A 14,301-nucleotide genomic window follows, 5' to 3' on the forward strand; every position below is an offset into this window, starting at 1 on the left:
CCGGCACCCCCCTGGAGCTACCGTGACCACCATGACCGCAGCCCTCGCCCGGCTGCGTCCGGTGCGGCGGACCCGAAGGACCAGCGCCCGCCGCCGTGAGAGCCTCACCGCCCTCGGCATGGCCACCCCGGCCGTGGTGCTGCTGATCGTCTTCGTCGTCGTACCGCTCGTCCTCACCTTTGCCCTGGCCTTCACCGACGCGCGCCTCGTCTCGCCCACCCCGGCCCGCTTCGTGGGCCTGCGGAACTTCACCCGGCTCTTCGAGGACCCGGTCTTCTTCAAGTCCCTGCGCAACACGGTGTACTTCACCGCCGTCGTCGTCCCGCTGCAGGCCGGGCTCGCCCTGGTGCTGGCGCTGCTGGTGAACGCGAAGGTGCGGGGCGTCAACTTCGTCCGCACCGTCTACTTCCTGCCGGTCGTCACCTCGATGGTCGTGGTGTCCCTGCTGTGGACCTTCCTCTACCGGCAGGACGGCCTGGTCAACCACGTCATCTCGGCGCTCACCCTCGGCCATGTCGAGGGCCGGGACTGGCTGGGTGACCCGGCCACCGCCATGCCCGCCATCATCCTGATGTCGGTGTGGCAGGGCGTCGGCTTCCACATGATCATCTGGCTGGCCGGGCTGCAGACCATCCCCGCCGAGCTGTACGAGGCCGCCGACCTGGACGGAGCCACCCGCTGGCACCGCTTCCGTCACGTCACCTGGCCCGGACTGCGCGCCACCCGCACGTTCGTACTGGTCACCATCACCATCCAGGCGTTCGGCCTCTTCACCCAGATCAACGTGATGACCGAGGGCGGCCCCCTCGACTCCACCACCACCGTCGTCTACCAGGCCGTGCGCACCGGCTACGAGCAGCAGCAGACCGCGTACGCGGCGGCCATCTCGCTGGTCTTCTTCGTGCTCGTACTGACCGTGTCCCTCGTCCAGCGTTTCCTGACCCGGGAGAAGGACTGATCATGCCCTCCTTCTTGAAGCATCTCGGGGGTCACGCCGGCCGTGTCGTCCTGGCCCTGGTCTTCGCGCTCCCACTCGTGTTCATGCTGGTCTCGTCGTTCAAGACGGACGACCAGATCTTCGGCGACCTGGGCTCTCTGCGGGCCTTCCTGCCGGTGGGCGCCCTGTCGCTGGACAACTACACCGGGGTGTTCGAGCGGGTCCCGGCGGCGCAGTTCCTGCTGAACTCCGTGCTGATCTCCTCCATCACCGTGGTGCTCGGCATCATCGTCAACAGCATGGCCGCCTTCGCCCTGTCCCGGATGCGGATGCCCGGCCGCAAGGCCGTCCTGACCGCCGTCATCGCCACCCTCATCGTGCCGTTCGAGACCTTCGCCGTGCCGCTGGTGTGGTGGATCAACCAGCTGCCGCTGCTCCGCGTCAACGGCTTCCACCTGGAGTTCACCACCGGATGGATGGACACCTACCAGGTGCAGATCCTGCCGTTCGTCGCGAACGCCTTCTCGGTCTTCTTCTTCCACCAGTACTTCCAGAGCATCCCCAAGGAGATCGACGAGGCGGCGGTCATGGACGGGGCGAGCTGGTTCACCATCTACCGCCGCATCGTCATGCCGCTGTCCGGCCCGGCGGTCGCCACCGTCGCCATCCTGACGTTCCTGCCCGCCTGGAACTCGTACCTCTGGCCGTTGATGGTCGTGCAGAGCGAGGAGCTGCGGCCCGTGATGGTGGGCATCTCCTACTTCTTCCAACTGAACGTGGGCTGGGGCCAGATCATGGCGTACTCGTCGATGATCACCGTGCCGATCCTCGCCCTGTTCGTGGCGTTCCAGCGGTCGTTCGTCAACAGCATCGCCTCGACCGGCGTCAAGGGCTGACTCCGCGCGCCCACCGCTCCGCCACCCCCTTCTCGTCTCGTCTGACCCCTGTGTGCTTCGCGCACCCCGAGAAAGGCCCCGTGTGTCCACGTCGCCTGCCCACCCCCACCTGCCCGCCGTACATCTGCGGCCGCCGCGCAACTGGATCAACGATCCCAACGGGCTGGTCTTCCACGACGGCCACTACCACGTGTTCTTCCAGTACAACCCGTACGGCCCGCAGCACGCGAACATGCACTGGGGCCACTTCCGCAGCCCCGACCTGATCACCTGGGAACCCCTCCCGGTGGCCCTCGCCCCCACGCCGGGCGGCCACGACGCCGACGGCTGCTATTCGGGCAACGCCGTCTCCGCCGACGGCCGGCTCGTGGCCTTCTACTCCGCCCACCGTGACGACCGTTGGTGGCAGCCGGTCACCACGGCCGAGTCGCGCGACAACGGGCGCACATGGCAGAAGCGGCCCGAGCTGCTCATCCCGGAGCCGCCCGCCGACACCACCATGTACCGGGACCCCTACGTCTGGCGGCAGGAAGGCCGCTGGCGAATGCTGGTCGGCTCCGCCCTCGCCGACGGGCGCGGCGCGGCGCTGCTGTACGAGTCCGACGACCTGGAGCACTGGGAGTACCGCGGCCCCTTCGCCACGAGCGGACCCGCGCCCGGCACTGGCCCGGTCGGCTGGGAGTGTCCCCAGTACGCGACCTTCGGCGACCGGAGCGTCCTGATCGTCAGCGACTGGACGCCACAGGGCGGCCCCAGCCACACGACCGTCCACACCGGCCGCGAGCAGGACGGCCGCTTCACGGCGACCGCACCCCCGGTACCACTGGACCACGGTCCCGACTTCTACGCCCCCGCCCTGCTGAAGGCCCCCGGGGAAGACCGCTGGCTGCTGTGGGGCTGGGCCTGGGAGGCCCGCGACGACGCCTGGGCGCATGAAGCAGGCTGGGCGGGCGTCCTCACCCTCCCCCGCGAGGTGACCCTCACCGCCGACGGCACGGTCGTCCAACGCCCCGCCCGCGAGCTGCTCGCCCTGCGCGGCGAACGGGTACTGCACCGCACCGGACACGTCACGCAGTCCGCAGCGGCCGAGCTGGGCGAGGTCAGCCGCACCTTCGACGTCACAGCTGTCCTTACTCCCGACCCCACGGGTATGAGCAGCCTGCGCCTGGTCACCTCGGCGGACGGCACCGAGTACCTCGACATCAGCCTCGACCCCTCGGGCGGCCACCTCACCGTCGACCGCGGCCACGCATCACTGGACGCACGGGCACGAGCAGGCGCGTACACCGCCCCATGCCCCGCCGCAACGACCCCCGGCGCCCCTGTCGAGCTGCGCTTGATCGTGGACCGTTCGATCGCCGAGGTCTATCTCGCCGACGGCCAGGTCCTCACCCTCAGGTTCTATCCGGTCGCCGACGGACCGTGGCGGCTGCAAGCCCGCACGACAGGCACCGGCCGCAGTGACTTCACCGTCGAGGCATGGAACGTCAACTACCCGGGACTGGAACTCTCGGGCTTGCACAACAGGCATCGCCGGTGGTGATGCTGCGCTTGCGTCCAGCCCCGCCCCGCCGGCGCGGTGGTGGGGCAGGGGCCATGGACTGGGCCCACAACGAATCCGCAGGACCGGCATGCGAACCAGGCCCGGGAGACCCGGTTCGCTCTGTCGATGTGCCCGCACTCGGCGCAGGCCCAGCTGGAGTGGGTGGCCCGTTGGGGCTTGCGAAGCCGTACCCGCTCGCGGATCCCCGTCAGCTCTTCCAGGGCGATCCCGCGACCGGTGCGTTCAGCCTCGGCCACCACATGCTTCGCGATCCGAGTTTGCCGCGCAGCTTCCGTTCCCGCACCCGGATGCGATTGAGTTCACGCCCAGCCATGATCTCGCCGTCGCTGGTGGTGGCGATGTTCACGATGCCCAGGTCGAGGCGCACGAAGACCCGCGTGCGGCGCCCGTGCGTCGCGCGTGGAGGGCGCGGCGGGAGTGGAAGCGCCGGTGAGGCCGGCCCGCCCCACTCCCGCTAGCGTCCTCGTCTCCCTCGTCCCTGGCGCACACCATCCACGCCCCCGGGGACGAGGGCACCGCCCGTCGGTGGACCCCATATGGGCTGCCCGGGGCGGTGCAGGAGCGCAGCTCATTCGCCTCCCCCGTGGCAGTGGGCGGGGCTGGATCAGGCGCTTGCGCGTCTGGCTCAGCGCCTGTCCGGGTCACGTGGGCTTACGCGCGGTTCAGGCCGGACGGTTGCGGAAGACCTGGTTGAGGTAGTCGCCGACGGGCGAGAGGACGAGGTAGTGGTCGTTGCGGCTGGGGACGCTGTGGGGGGTGACGGCCAGGGAGGTGTCGTTGTAGGGGCGCAGGGTGAAGCCTCGCTCGATCCCGGTGTCGGTGGCGTACAGGTGCCACCACTGCTGCTTGTTGGCGGATGAGCACCTCTTGGTGGAGATGAGCTGGCGGCTCTCCACGCTCGCGGGCTGAAGGCAGATGTTGTTGCCGCCCGCATTCTTGATGAGGAACGTGTCGGTGCTGCCATCGACGGCCTGGTAGATCCACTTTTCGGTGTCGTAGATGACGCCGTTGTGGTCCTCCCAGATGTCCACGTACGCCGTCGGCTCTTGGGCGAAGCCGTTGGGGGTGATGTGTTCCCCGGTCTGGGTGTGGTCGATGAAGACGTCTTGGCCGGTGGGGACGGGCACGGCTGGGGCCGCGACCGCCGGGGTGGACACCATGGCGGTGAGGGCCGCCAGCAGGGCGGGGCCGAGGAGGCGGAGGATGGTCGTCTTCGTCATGGACGTCTCTCCCTTGGATCGCCGGATAACGGCCCAGTCATCGTCCGTGTTCATCCAGCCGCCATGAGGCGAAGAATGCTTTCCCCGTCGCCCGAAAGCGTGCAAAAGGCGCACCTCGGCCTGTCGTGTGGATGTCTTGACGCTAAGGGGTCCTTGCACTATGAGCGTCCGATCAGGTCGCGTGGTCTGGTGCCGTGCCTCGCAAGGCGCCGGAGCGCCCAGGTAGCTCCGGCGCCTTGCGAGGTGCGGTGCCAGGCCGCGCGACCCGGGCGGGCATAGTGCAAGGACCCCTAAGTCTCCCGGGCTGCCCGCCTGTTGCAGTGGCGCCGAGGTATGCCCGCTGAACGGCCTCCACCCGCATCGGACTTTGGTGCTTCATGGCTGACCAGACCTCGTGGACCGCCGAACCGTCGCCCCCGCGGACTACTGGCAGCCTCAACTCTGCCTGATGCCGGGACAGCGCTACGCCGAACTGGTCGGCGGCCCGCTGGACGGGACGTTGCTCAGCGCTTGAGCGTGAAGGTGAAGTCGCCGGAGAGCTTGCCGCTCAGCCGGACCACCGACACGAGCTTCCCCTCCGTGATCAGTCTCTCGACCTCGGCCCGCGAAAGACCGCAACCTTCAGCGATCAGTCGCACCGGCCGGACAGGGATCCGCGCCGCAAAGCGGACCGAGACGTCGATCACCTCGCGGTCCAGGTGATCCGATCCGCCGGTGTCGAGACGCCAGGCGCTGTCCCAGTCGAGGGCGATGCGACTGCGGCGCCGCACGACCGGATCCTGGAGCAACTCAGCCGCCAGGCCGGGGTCGTTGTCATGCAGCCGGTCCAGCAGTTCAGGTCGTACGGAGCGCACATTCATCCGCTCCAGGACCGTGAGCTTTGCAGTTTCCCCGCAAGCGGTACAGAGCGCGAGGAGCCAGGCGTCGATGAGCTTGTGGTGTGCGTTGACGCGGAATTTACCGCTTGCCCGGAAGCGCTCGGACGCGCACGCGTGGCAACGGCGTCGAATGAGCGGGAGGCAGGTGGGCACGACCACCCAGTTTTCGAGCACAGAAGTACACCGGTTTCAGTGAGAGGTCCGCAGCAGAAAGGAGCGCGGCGCACATGCGCGACGCGCGACGAATCAGCGCTCGGGAGGTCTCACAGGGTGTACAACGGCACGTCCTTGACCAGACGACTTGGTTCGGCAGCACGGTAATGGCGCACAGCGGCGCTGTTCCACTGGTTTTCGAGCGCCTCACCGTCAGGTTCTGTCCGGTGGGTCATGGACGAAGCCGGAGCCAGATGGCGGCGACGGTGGCGGTGCCGTGGAAGACGTAGGCCCGCTTGTCGTACCGCGTGGCCACGGCCCGGAAGTTCTTGAGCGGGAGATCTGCACCCCGGTGGAACGGGCGGCGCTGCGGCGCCTGCCGTACGAGGAGCGCAACGCCCGTCTGGTCCGCCTCTGGTCCCTCAAGGAGGCCTACACCAAGGCGCTCGGACAGGGTTGCGCTTCTCCTTCCGCGAGTTCGGCCTGGTCCTTCCTGACCACTTCCGTGTCCTCGGCCGACGGCCCGGACGGCGACCACGCGGTCAGCGCGGCTGGCCGACACGGGGCGCGGGCGGGAACCGGCCGCGGGCGCCGTGGAACTCGTCGACCGGGAAGCGGCGACGCTCTTCGCGGCGCCGCTCGGCGTCCCGGCGCCCTTCAGGCCCGCTCGGCCAGCCGGGTGACGACCAGGATCACCGCGGCGCTGGAGAAGAGCGTGTACGGGACGAGCGACGATCCCCGGTCACCGTGGATGGTCTGCCGGTAGAGGATCCATCCGCACAGCAACGCGAACCAGCAGCCGGCCAGCACGGCGGGCAGCGGCTTCCAGAATCCCGCCACCACGCCTATCACACCGATCAGATCGAGCATGCCGATGAGGAACATCAGGCCGGGAGCCGGCGAGATCCTCGTCAGCGAGGAGAACCGGTCCACCGCGACCGACAGCGCGGGCGTCCAGGTGAGCGCGGCGAGCGAGAACTCGAGGATGAGCAGGGCGGAGACGACCGCCGCGACGATGCGCATCGTGAGGGATCCTTTCGAACAGCGCGACCAGCAATGGGGCGCGCACCCGGTTGCGGTGAAGCGAACCGGGTGCGCGCCATGTCGTACGTCAGTTCTTGGCGGGCGCCGTGACGAGTGCGTCGTCCGCCGCGGCGCCGGAGCCGTCGTGCTCCGGATCCGGTTGCGGAACCTGCTCGGCACTCGGCTTCATACCACGGAAGCCCAGTGCCGTTGTTTCCGGCCGTGTCGACACAGCTGATCTCCCGGGCCGGTACCCCGATACGTTCCACGATGAGCCGGGTCATCCGGCCCGACGTTTGGGGCGGCAGCAGGTAGTCGACCGCGTTGAGGTCCCACCCCAGGTCATCGGCCAGCTCGCACAGGATCTCCTCAGTGAGTCGTGGGACGTTCTCCTCGATGGCCTTGTAGTCCTCCTGCGCCGCCGGCCGGCCGTCGTCGCGGTCCGCGAGCCCGAACCACTCGATGGAACGTGGTTCGTGGCGGCGTCCGCGGAGGCGCCCGGGAACAGGGGGACGGACGGCGCCGCGGCGGCGACCGCGGTGGCGAAGCGTCGCGTTCGCGAGAACCCGTATGGCGCGAGCCGGTGCGGTGTCGCCCGTTCCTCGGTGCCGGCCGGCTCCTCGGCGCGCGGTTCCGTCCCGGCCCGGTGCAGGGCGGCCACCACGTCGAGCAGATGGCGGGTCGTCGCCTCTCGCCGGGGCACACGGCGAGTCGGCGCAGGCCGGCCGGCGGCTCCAGGACGTTCACGAGCGACGTGAGCACCGGGCGGGCCCGATCTCCACCAGGTGCGTCGGTTCCCACGCGAACGCGGCTTGTACGGCGTCGGCGAAGAGGACGGGGGCGGTGACGTGCCGGGCCCAGTAGGCGGGGCCGATGGCGGTGGCGTCCGCCGGGCGGCCGAGCACGGTCGACAGCATGGGGATGCCGGCGCCGCGTGGGACACCGTATCGGCCATGGCGGCGAACTCGGCGACGACGGGTTCCATCAGGGGCGAGTGGAAGGCGTGGGAGACCTGCAACGGGCGGGTTCTCACCCGGCGTGCCGTCGGGGCCGCACGCACTCGGGCCAGTGCGTCCAGATCACCGGACAGCACCACGTGCCGCGGTCCGTTGACGGCGGCCACGCCCAGCGCGGGCTCGTCCGTGAGCAGGTCGGTCACGTCTCGGGCGCGGCGAGGACCGCCATACGGGAGCCGGGCAAGTGCGCTGCGTAGCGCGCACAATGCCCTCGACGGGGTCACTGTGGCCGTCCGCCACCAGGGCGGCCCGCTGCACGCGGCTCTCACCAGGAACCGGGGGCAGCGCTTCGCCGGCTCTCTGCCCGATGCCGCTGTCTCCCTCGCCGTCACCTGTGACCGGCTCGCCTCCCGCAAGCCGCACCGGACGCCGCGCCGCGAGGCGGCCGACGCGCGATTGTCGGTGCCGGGTGTCACGCTGGTCTCACGCCGGACCCGCGACAGCGAAAGGGAATTGCCGTGATCACCACCGACCCCACCCCCGGTTCCCCCTGTTGGCTCGACCTCGGTGCCCCCGACGTCCGGGCCGCCGCGGCCTTCTACGGCGCGGTGCTCGGCTGGGAGTACGAGTCCATGGGGGAGGGGGAGGACATGGAAGGCGGGATGTTCCGGAAGGACGGCAAGACCGTCGCCGGGCTCGGCAAGCTCACCGAGGAGGGCGCGCGCTCGGCCTGGATGATCTACTACGCCGTCACCGACGCGGACGCCACGACCCAGGCCGTGGAGCGCGCGGGCGGCACGGTGCGGGTGGCGCCGAGCGACCTCGACGACTGGGGCCGGATGGCACAGTACAGCGACCCGCTGGGGGGCCAGTTCGCCGTCTGGCAGCCGGGGAAGAACACGGGCTTCGAGCTCGCGGACGAGCCGGGCTCGCTGTCCTGGACCGAGCTGTACACGACCGACGCGGCGGGCGCGAAGGAGTTCTACGGCGGTGTCTTCGGCTGGCAGTTCAGCGACATGGAACTGCCGGGCGGCGGGGGCGCGTACACCCTCATCACCCCCGCCGGACTTCCCGAGGAGCGCATGCAGGGCGGCATCATGGAGCTCCCCGCGGAGAACCTCGCGCTGGCGAACGGGCGGCCGTACTGGCACCCGGTCTTCCACGTCACCGACTGCGACGCCGCGGTCGCCGAGGTCACCGGGAACGGCGGCAGCGTGCAGATGGGACCGGAGGACGCCGAGGGCGTCGGCCGACTGGCCGTCTGCGTCGACCCGGCCAACGCGGACTTCGTGGTGCTCACCCCGACCGGGCGCTGACCCCCCGCGGGCCTCGACGCCGCGTTGCGCCGTGTGGGGGGTGGGCGCCTGCTGACGCGCGCAGTCGCGGACCCCTCGAACGCTTCGGACGCCGGGCGGTCCCGTTGACCCCGGCCACGGTCGCGTCGGCGGTGTCCGCCTATCTGGTCATCGTCCTTCTCCGCACTTCAGCGCACATCTCCGAGCCGCACGCGCAGGGGTGAACGCTCCGAAGAAGGGCGGCGCAGCACGATCACGTCCGGTCCTTCGTCGTCGCCGCCGACGCGGGGCAGTTCCAGGAGGCCGCCGCAGAGCCGGCGGTCACCCAGCAGGCCGTCTCCAAGCGCATCGCCGCGCTGGAGCGGAAACGCGGCGTGCGGCTGTTCACCCGCACCCCGCGCGGTGCCGAGCTCACCATCGACGGGCAGGCGTTCCTGCCCCACGCGCGCGAGCTGCTGCGCGTCGCCGAGCGCGCGGTCGCGTCCGTGCGCACCGGCCGCCGTCCGCTGCGCGTCGACGTGATCGCCTCGCGCGGCGCAGCGACGGGCCTGATGCGCGGCTTCCACCGCGCGCACCCCGAGATCGAGCTCGACGTGGTGATGCTGTTCGACATCGAGACGGCCGTCGCCGCCATCCGGTCCGGTGCGATCGACGCGTCCTTCCGCGCCGTCGCCGTGCCCGGCCGCCCCCTACCGGAGGACATCGAGTCCGTACGGGTGCTCGACGAGCCGCTCCAGCTCCTCACCGGCCCCGCCCACGCGCTGGCGGGCACCCGGTCGGTGACCGTCGCTCAGCTCCTCGGGCACCGGATCTGGATGCCCGGCATCGTCCACGGGATCGAGTGGGCCGCCTACTACGACGACCTCATCGCCGAGTTCGGCCTCACCATCGAGACAACGGGCCCCAACTTCGGCTCGGACGTACTCCTCGACACCGTCGCCGACAACCCGGCCCTGGCCACCTTCATGGGCGAGCAGACCCGCCTCGTCTGGCCCGCCGGGCACGGCCTGCGCCGCATCCCGGTGACCGACCCGACGCCCGTCTACCCGCACTCGCTCCTCTGGCACCGCGACAACCCCCACCCCGAGCTGACCACCCTCCGGGCCCACCTCGCCGCCACAGCGGCCGGCCACAACGAGGCCGGGACCTGGACGCCGGGCTGGGGGACTCCGCGCTGAACGCCTCCGGGTCCTCGATCATCGTGGCCGGATCGACGGACGGTCGACGTGGTCCTGGTACTCGTCACCGGCCATCCCCTGATTGGCCCACCGGCCACGGCCTGCGCCGATCTTCTCCTCGGCCCTGATGGCACGGGCCGCCAGGGCCTCGTCGACGACGGCGAACCGGCGGCCTTTTTACCCTTCCCCCCGTCCTCGCGCCCGAAGGACGGGAAGTCGACCAGGTCGTAGAAGTTCTCGCCACCGATGTGCTGGGCCATGTGAACCACCAGGGCGAAGCCTTTGGCCGTGGCCGCAGCTCGGCCCGCCGGATGCCGGGATCTTCCGGTGTCGCGGCCGCGCCCAGGAAGTGCTCGATCGACCGGCCACTCCGAAGCGCGGCGACTCCCAGGGATTCGCCGAGGTAGCGCATTCGGGCAAGTCAGACGTTGTTGAGACGCACGAACACCGTAGATCACCGGCTGCGCGATCGAGGCAGCCACAGGGCGACAACCGGGCAGCACGGGCGGCAAGGTCGTGGGCACGGCCGTTGCGCGGCTGTTCGGCGTGCTTCGGGGGAGGTCCCGGCAGCCGAGATCACCTCGGCCGACGGCGGCGCCGACGAGATCCTGCGCTTGGCCGCCGCCAACGCCTACGACGACCGAACCCCGCTACCGGTCCGCGAGCACGGCGGCGTCCTCGGCAGGGTGCACGCCCGCTGGAGGGTGCTCTTCGCCCAGCGGTTGGCGTGCACGCGCGGGCAGCGGAGGGGGACGATGGAGTGGCCGAGGCACGGACGCCGGCACAGGGTCCGGTCCGGCAGACGGCAGCCCGATCGAGGCCGGAAGGAGCCTGGGGTATGGGTGCGGCAGAGCCCTTCCGGGGTGACCCCGGCACGGCGGACGTGGTTCCGTCCATGCCGGGTGGGCTGCTCGATGTTCTGAACGTGGCCGCCGTCCTCCTCGACGCAGAGGGCAGGATCGATCTCTGGAGCCCGCAGGCCGAGATCCTCTTCGGCTACACCGCCGAGGAGGCCCTGGGCCAGTACGCGGGCCACCTGCTGATCGACAAGGAGCACCTCGACACGGTCCTGGAGCTGTTCGCCCAGGTCATGCGGGAGGGCAAGAGCTGGGCAGGGGTCTTCCCCATCCGGCACAAGGACGGCAGCACGCGCCTGGTGGAGTTCCGCAACATGCGGCTGCAGGACGACCAGCGCGAGTACTGGGCATTGGGGCTGGCCACGGATCAGGCAACCCTGCGGCAGGTGGAGCGGAACCTGGCCCTGTCCGCCCAGCTGGTGTCCCAGTCACCGATCGGTCTGGGCATGCTGGACACCGATCTCCGGTACATCTCCGTCAATCCCGCGGAGGAACGGATGAACGGCGTACCGGCCGCCGAGCACATCGGCCGCCACGTCCACGAGGTGCTGCCCTTCCTCGACGAGTCCTTCGAAGCAGCCATGCGCGAAGTCCTGGCCACCGGGACCCCGATCCTGGACCAGTACACCGTCGGCCGTACGGCGGCCGACCCGGACAACGACCATGCCTGGTCGATCTCGTTCTACCGACTCGAAGCCCCCAACGGGAGAGTGCTGGGAGTGGCCACCTCCAGCGTCGACGTCACCGACCGGCACCGCGCCGTGGAAGAACAACGCCGCGCCGCCCTGACCCTCCAGCGCAGTCTGCTGCCCCACCCCCCTCCACGACGACCTGGTCTCGATGTCGCCCACCGCTACCGCCCGGCACAAGCCACCATCGAGATCGGCGGCGACTGGTACGACGTCATCCCTCTCACCGGCGACAAGACCGCCCTCGTCGTCGGCGATGTCATGGGCAGCGGCGTCGCAGCCGCAGCCACCATGGGACAGCTGCGCACCGCTACGAGAACCCTGGCCGACCTCGATCTGGCCCCCGCCCAGGTCCTGCACCACCTCGACCACATCACAGACGGCCTCGACACCATCGCGACCTGCGTCTATGCCGTCTTCGACCCCTGCACAGCGCAGTGCCACATCTCCGTTGCCGGGCACCTGCCGCCCGTCCTTCTCCACCCGGACGGCACACGCGAACTCCTCGACCTGCCCACCGGCGCGCCCCTGGGCGGCTGCGGCATCTCCTTCGACACCACCTCCTTCGCCTTCCGGCCGGGGAACCAGCTCGTCCTCTACACCGACGGCCTCGTCGAGACCCGCGACCTGCCGATCGACGCACGCCTGGACGCGCTCCTCGACATCCTCGACGACCCGGACCGATCGCTGGACGCCACCTGCGACCTGCTTCTGCACACCCTGCGTGATGAAGGAGACCATGACGACGTAGCCCTGCTCATCGCCCGGGCCGGTCACAGCCCAGCGGACGAGGCGCTCACTGGGGGGATTGATGACGAGCGTTGTTGACACTGGGCCGTCTTGCCCGGTTCGAAAGGCCCGCGAGTCTACGACGGGGCCGCGGCCCGGCTGCCTGCCATCGCCGACCTATACGGCAACGATCCCACCCGTCACCGCTGGGTCCTGGCCCGCCGCAGCCTGACCCGACCTGACGAGATCGCCCATTACCCGGCCCACGCCCCGGTCGGCACGACGGTCACCGCGCTGGTCCGCGTCGCCGGCGCACGCTGGGCGATCGAGGGTGCCTCCAGGCCGCGAGGAACGAATGCGGCCTCGCCGGTACGAGGTCCGCCGCTGCATCGGCTGGTACGCCACACCTCGCCATGGCGCCGTGTTGGCCTCCCCGCGTCCGCTCCATTCTGACCAGCCAGAGCCGGGCGCTGGGGGGAGCCGGTGGTGCGCAGCATGTGGGAGTGGGGAGAAGGCCGGACGGGCGAACACCAGTGAACCCTCGATGACGCCTGGTGAGAGAAAGCCCCGCAGGTGGGATGCCGGAGCGGGGTGCAGGGCGGGGCCGCTGCGATGCGGCAGGCGCCGGGCGGATGATTCACGCCGCTCGGGAGGACACCGTCGCCCCGGGGCATGGAGGGCGTCCAACCCGGCGGCATTTGCGCGCGGAACGTGGAAACCCCGACGGAGGCCGCCGGTTGACGGCGGTGGGCCCGACCGTGAGGAAGGCCGACGTCTCCAGGGGGACAGGACGGCTCAACCTTCTTCTGCGCGGGCGGTTCAGCGACGCCCCGGCGACGGCGGCCATCGACGCGGTGACCAGCGCGGTCCATGACCGAGGGGTGCCACGGGCGGCGCCGCCTGGCCGTCGCGCGTTCGTGGCGCTCGGGTCGGCCACCCGCGGCGACGTCACGTCCGCGAAGTGGGCGGCGCGGGCCGCGTCGTCGCCCTCCGGCTCGAACCGCCGACCGGCCGAGGCCGGCGCCGTCGGAGCGGGAGAGCGGATTCCCCCCTGGTGCCAAGGACGGACAGTGACCGCGGTGGAGGGCCAGGGAGCCGTACGGCGGGGGTGACGCCGCCGATGCGGGAGCGCACCGAGGCCAACAGCGCAATCCCTGCAGGCGGTAGCGGTCATTCCGCTCATGGGCGACAACATAGACACGGGTGTCGGTCACCTGTACGGTGCAGCAACGCATGGCCGGGAATCGCCGTCTGCGGCACACGGCGGGGCGATCAGTGTGCCGATTTCTGCCTGAGGGGGACGTTGTGCATGCTGCGACATCCGGCAGGGAGGACCGTGACCGCCTGAGCGCGGTCGACGCCCTCAGCCGCTCCGCCGTCGCTGTGCTCCATCTGAACGGCCGGTTCGTAGCGCTCCTCAACGAATTGAGTCAGACCTCGGGACTGAGCGCCGCGCAATGGCAGGTCCTCGATGCGGTGGGAGCCAGGCCGCGGACCGTGTCCGACGTCGCCCGGCTGCTGGGCACCACCCGTCAGAGCGTGCAGCGACTCGCCGACCTCCTGGTGGAGCAGGGGCTCGCAGCCTACCGGGACAACCCGGCGCACCGGCGCGCCCGGCTGCTGGCGGCCACCGGGCCAGGAGAGGTGGCGCTGCGCGATGTCGGCCCCGCCCACGCCGAACTGGCCCGGCTGCTGTGCGAGAAGCTGGGGGGAGAGGCCGAACTCCGGCGCACCGTCGAGACCTTGAGCGGACTGTCGCGGGCCCTGTGCACCGTAGCTCCGCGCGTCCCGTCCTGAGACGGAGCCGGGCGGCAGCCTTCGACCGCTCCGACCAGAGGGCCGCACACGGCGCCACACCGCCCCGCCCACCCGCCGGTCGCTGTCCGATCGGCACCTTTGTTCGCCTTGTTGTAGCGTTACCGACCT

Annotated in this window: 13 protein-coding genes and 2 pseudogenes; 9 read left to right on the top strand and 6 right to left on the bottom strand. The window is 70.4% G+C overall.

The features are described from left to right. Positions 1-31: 31 nt before the first annotated feature. The 3 genes from KWI83_RS23895 to KWI83_RS23905 all read left to right on the top strand — a co-directional run bounded on the left by KWI83_RS23895 (position 32) and on the right by KWI83_RS23905 (position 3,376). Positions 32-958, top strand: a complete 927-nt coding sequence (locus tag KWI83_RS23895; RefSeq protein WP_256362728.1) for a carbohydrate ABC transporter permease — start codon at positions 32-34, stop codon at positions 956-958. 2 nt (positions 959-960) lie between these two features. After that, a complete protein-coding gene (locus tag KWI83_RS23900) occupies positions 961-1,833 on the top strand; it encodes a carbohydrate ABC transporter permease (RefSeq protein ID WP_218516437.1) in 873 nt (290 codons plus the stop codon). Between the two features lie 82 nt (positions 1,834-1,915). Next, positions 1,916-3,376, top strand: coding sequence for a glycoside hydrolase family 32 protein (locus KWI83_RS23905; RefSeq protein ID WP_218516438.1), 1,461 nt, complete (start codon positions 1,916-1,918; stop codon positions 3,374-3,376). A 208-nt stretch (positions 3,377-3,584) separates the two neighbouring features. Here KWI83_RS23905 and KWI83_RS40045 read toward each other — a convergent pair whose 3' ends face one another. The 4 genes and pseudogenes from KWI83_RS40045 to KWI83_RS38980 all read right to left on the bottom strand — a co-directional run. Further along, entirely contained in the window at positions 3,585-3,764 is a 180-nt protein-coding gene (locus KWI83_RS40045; RefSeq protein WP_308122145.1) for a hypothetical protein, read from the bottom strand. A gap of 295 nt (positions 3,765-4,059) precedes the next feature. Beyond that, positions 4,060-4,617, bottom strand: a complete 558-nt coding sequence (locus KWI83_RS23915) for a hypothetical protein (RefSeq protein ID WP_218516439.1) — start codon at positions 4,615-4,617, stop codon at positions 4,060-4,062. A gap of 503 nt (positions 4,618-5,120) precedes the next feature. Further along, a complete protein-coding gene (locus tag KWI83_RS23920; protein ID WP_218516440.1) occupies positions 5,121-5,669 on the bottom strand; it encodes a DUF1062 domain-containing protein in 549 nt (182 codons plus the stop codon). A gap of 211 nt (positions 5,670-5,880) precedes the next feature. After that, positions 5,881-5,982 (bottom strand): annotated as a pseudogene (locus KWI83_RS38980) (IS5/IS1182 family transposase); the annotation flags it as partial. Between the two features lie 18 nt (positions 5,983-6,000). Between KWI83_RS38980 and KWI83_RS40375 the strand changes: the two are divergent. After that, positions 6,001-6,414, top strand: a complete 414-nt coding sequence (locus KWI83_RS40375; RefSeq protein ID WP_374106363.1) for a 4'-phosphopantetheinyl transferase superfamily protein — start codon at positions 6,001-6,003, stop codon at positions 6,412-6,414. Here the strand turns inward: KWI83_RS40375 and KWI83_RS23930 are convergent. Together KWI83_RS23930 and KWI83_RS23935 are read right to left on the bottom strand one after the other, a co-directional pair. Beyond that, on the bottom strand, positions 6,306-6,671 hold the full coding sequence (locus KWI83_RS23930; RefSeq protein WP_218516442.1) for a hypothetical protein: 366 nt from the start codon (positions 6,669-6,671) through the stop codon (positions 6,306-6,308). The two genes, KWI83_RS40375 and KWI83_RS23930, sit on opposite strands and share 109 nt — an antisense overlap. A 743-nt stretch (positions 6,672-7,414) precedes the next feature. Beyond that, a complete protein-coding gene (locus KWI83_RS23935; RefSeq protein ID WP_218516443.1) occupies positions 7,415-7,588 on the bottom strand; it encodes a hypothetical protein in 174 nt (57 codons plus the stop codon). A 324-nt stretch (positions 7,589-7,912) separates the two neighbouring features. On the opposite strand from KWI83_RS23935, the gene KWI83_RS23940 reads away from it, so the two are divergent. The 5 genes and pseudogenes from KWI83_RS23940 to KWI83_RS23960 all read left to right on the top strand — a co-directional run bounded on the left by KWI83_RS23940 (position 7,913) and on the right by KWI83_RS23960 (position 14,172). Beyond that, the gene (locus tag KWI83_RS23940; protein WP_218516444.1) at positions 7,913-8,149 is read left to right on the top strand and encodes a hypothetical protein; all 237 of its coding nucleotides are present in this window, start codon (positions 7,913-7,915) and stop codon (positions 8,147-8,149) included. Further along, positions 8,146-8,943 carry a VOC family protein gene (locus KWI83_RS23945; RefSeq protein ID WP_218516445.1) on the top strand — a complete coding sequence of 266 codons (798 nt, stop codon included), beginning with the start codon at positions 8,146-8,148 and terminating at the stop codon, positions 8,941-8,943. The genes KWI83_RS23940 and KWI83_RS23945 overlap by 4 nt, the downstream gene beginning before the upstream one ends. A 236-nt stretch (positions 8,944-9,179) precedes the next feature. Continuing rightward, a pseudogene (locus KWI83_RS23950) lies at positions 9,180-10,100 on the top strand (LysR family transcriptional regulator); the annotation flags it as partial. Between the two features lie 838 nt (positions 10,101-10,938). Continuing rightward, positions 10,939-12,474: a SpoIIE family protein phosphatase gene (locus KWI83_RS23955; protein WP_218516446.1), complete on the top strand. Its 1,536-nt coding sequence runs from the start codon at positions 10,939-10,941 to the stop codon at positions 12,472-12,474. A gap of 1,206 nt (positions 12,475-13,680) precedes the next feature. After that, positions 13,681-14,172 (top strand): helix-turn-helix domain-containing protein, encoded by a 492-nt coding sequence (locus tag KWI83_RS23960; protein ID WP_308122146.1) that lies wholly within the window; start codon positions 13,681-13,683, stop codon positions 14,170-14,172. Positions 14,173-14,301 lie beyond the last annotated feature (129 nt).

It is taken from the genome of Streptomyces sp. TRM70350 (genome assembly GCF_019219825.1).
GTDB lineage: Bacteria > Actinomycetota > Actinomycetes > Streptomycetales > Streptomycetaceae > Streptomyces.

What these genes read in the sequence shown, in the direction of transcription:
- KWI83_RS23955 (WP_218516446.1), top strand. Translation starts at nt 10,939, where the DNA reads ATGGGTGCGGCAGAGCCCTTCCGGGGTGACCCCGGCACGGCGGACGTG.
- KWI83_RS23900 (WP_218516437.1), top strand. Translation starts at nt 961, where the DNA reads ATGCCCTCCTTCTTGAAGCATCTCGGGGGTCACGCCGGCCGTGTCGTC.
- KWI83_RS23930 (WP_218516442.1), bottom strand. Translation starts at nt 6,671, where the DNA reads ATGCGCATCGTCGCGGCGGTCGTCTCCGCCCTGCTCATCCTCGAGTTC.
- KWI83_RS23935 (WP_218516443.1), bottom strand. Translation starts at nt 7,588, where the DNA reads ATGCTGTCGACCGTGCTCGGCCGCCCGGCGGACGCCACCGCCATCGGC.
- KWI83_RS23895 (WP_256362728.1), top strand. Translation starts at nt 32, where the DNA reads ATGACCGCAGCCCTCGCCCGGCTGCGTCCGGTGCGGCGGACCCGAAGG.
- KWI83_RS23915 (WP_218516439.1), bottom strand. Translation starts at nt 4,617, where the DNA reads ATGACGAAGACGACCATCCTCCGCCTCCTCGGCCCCGCCCTGCTGGCG.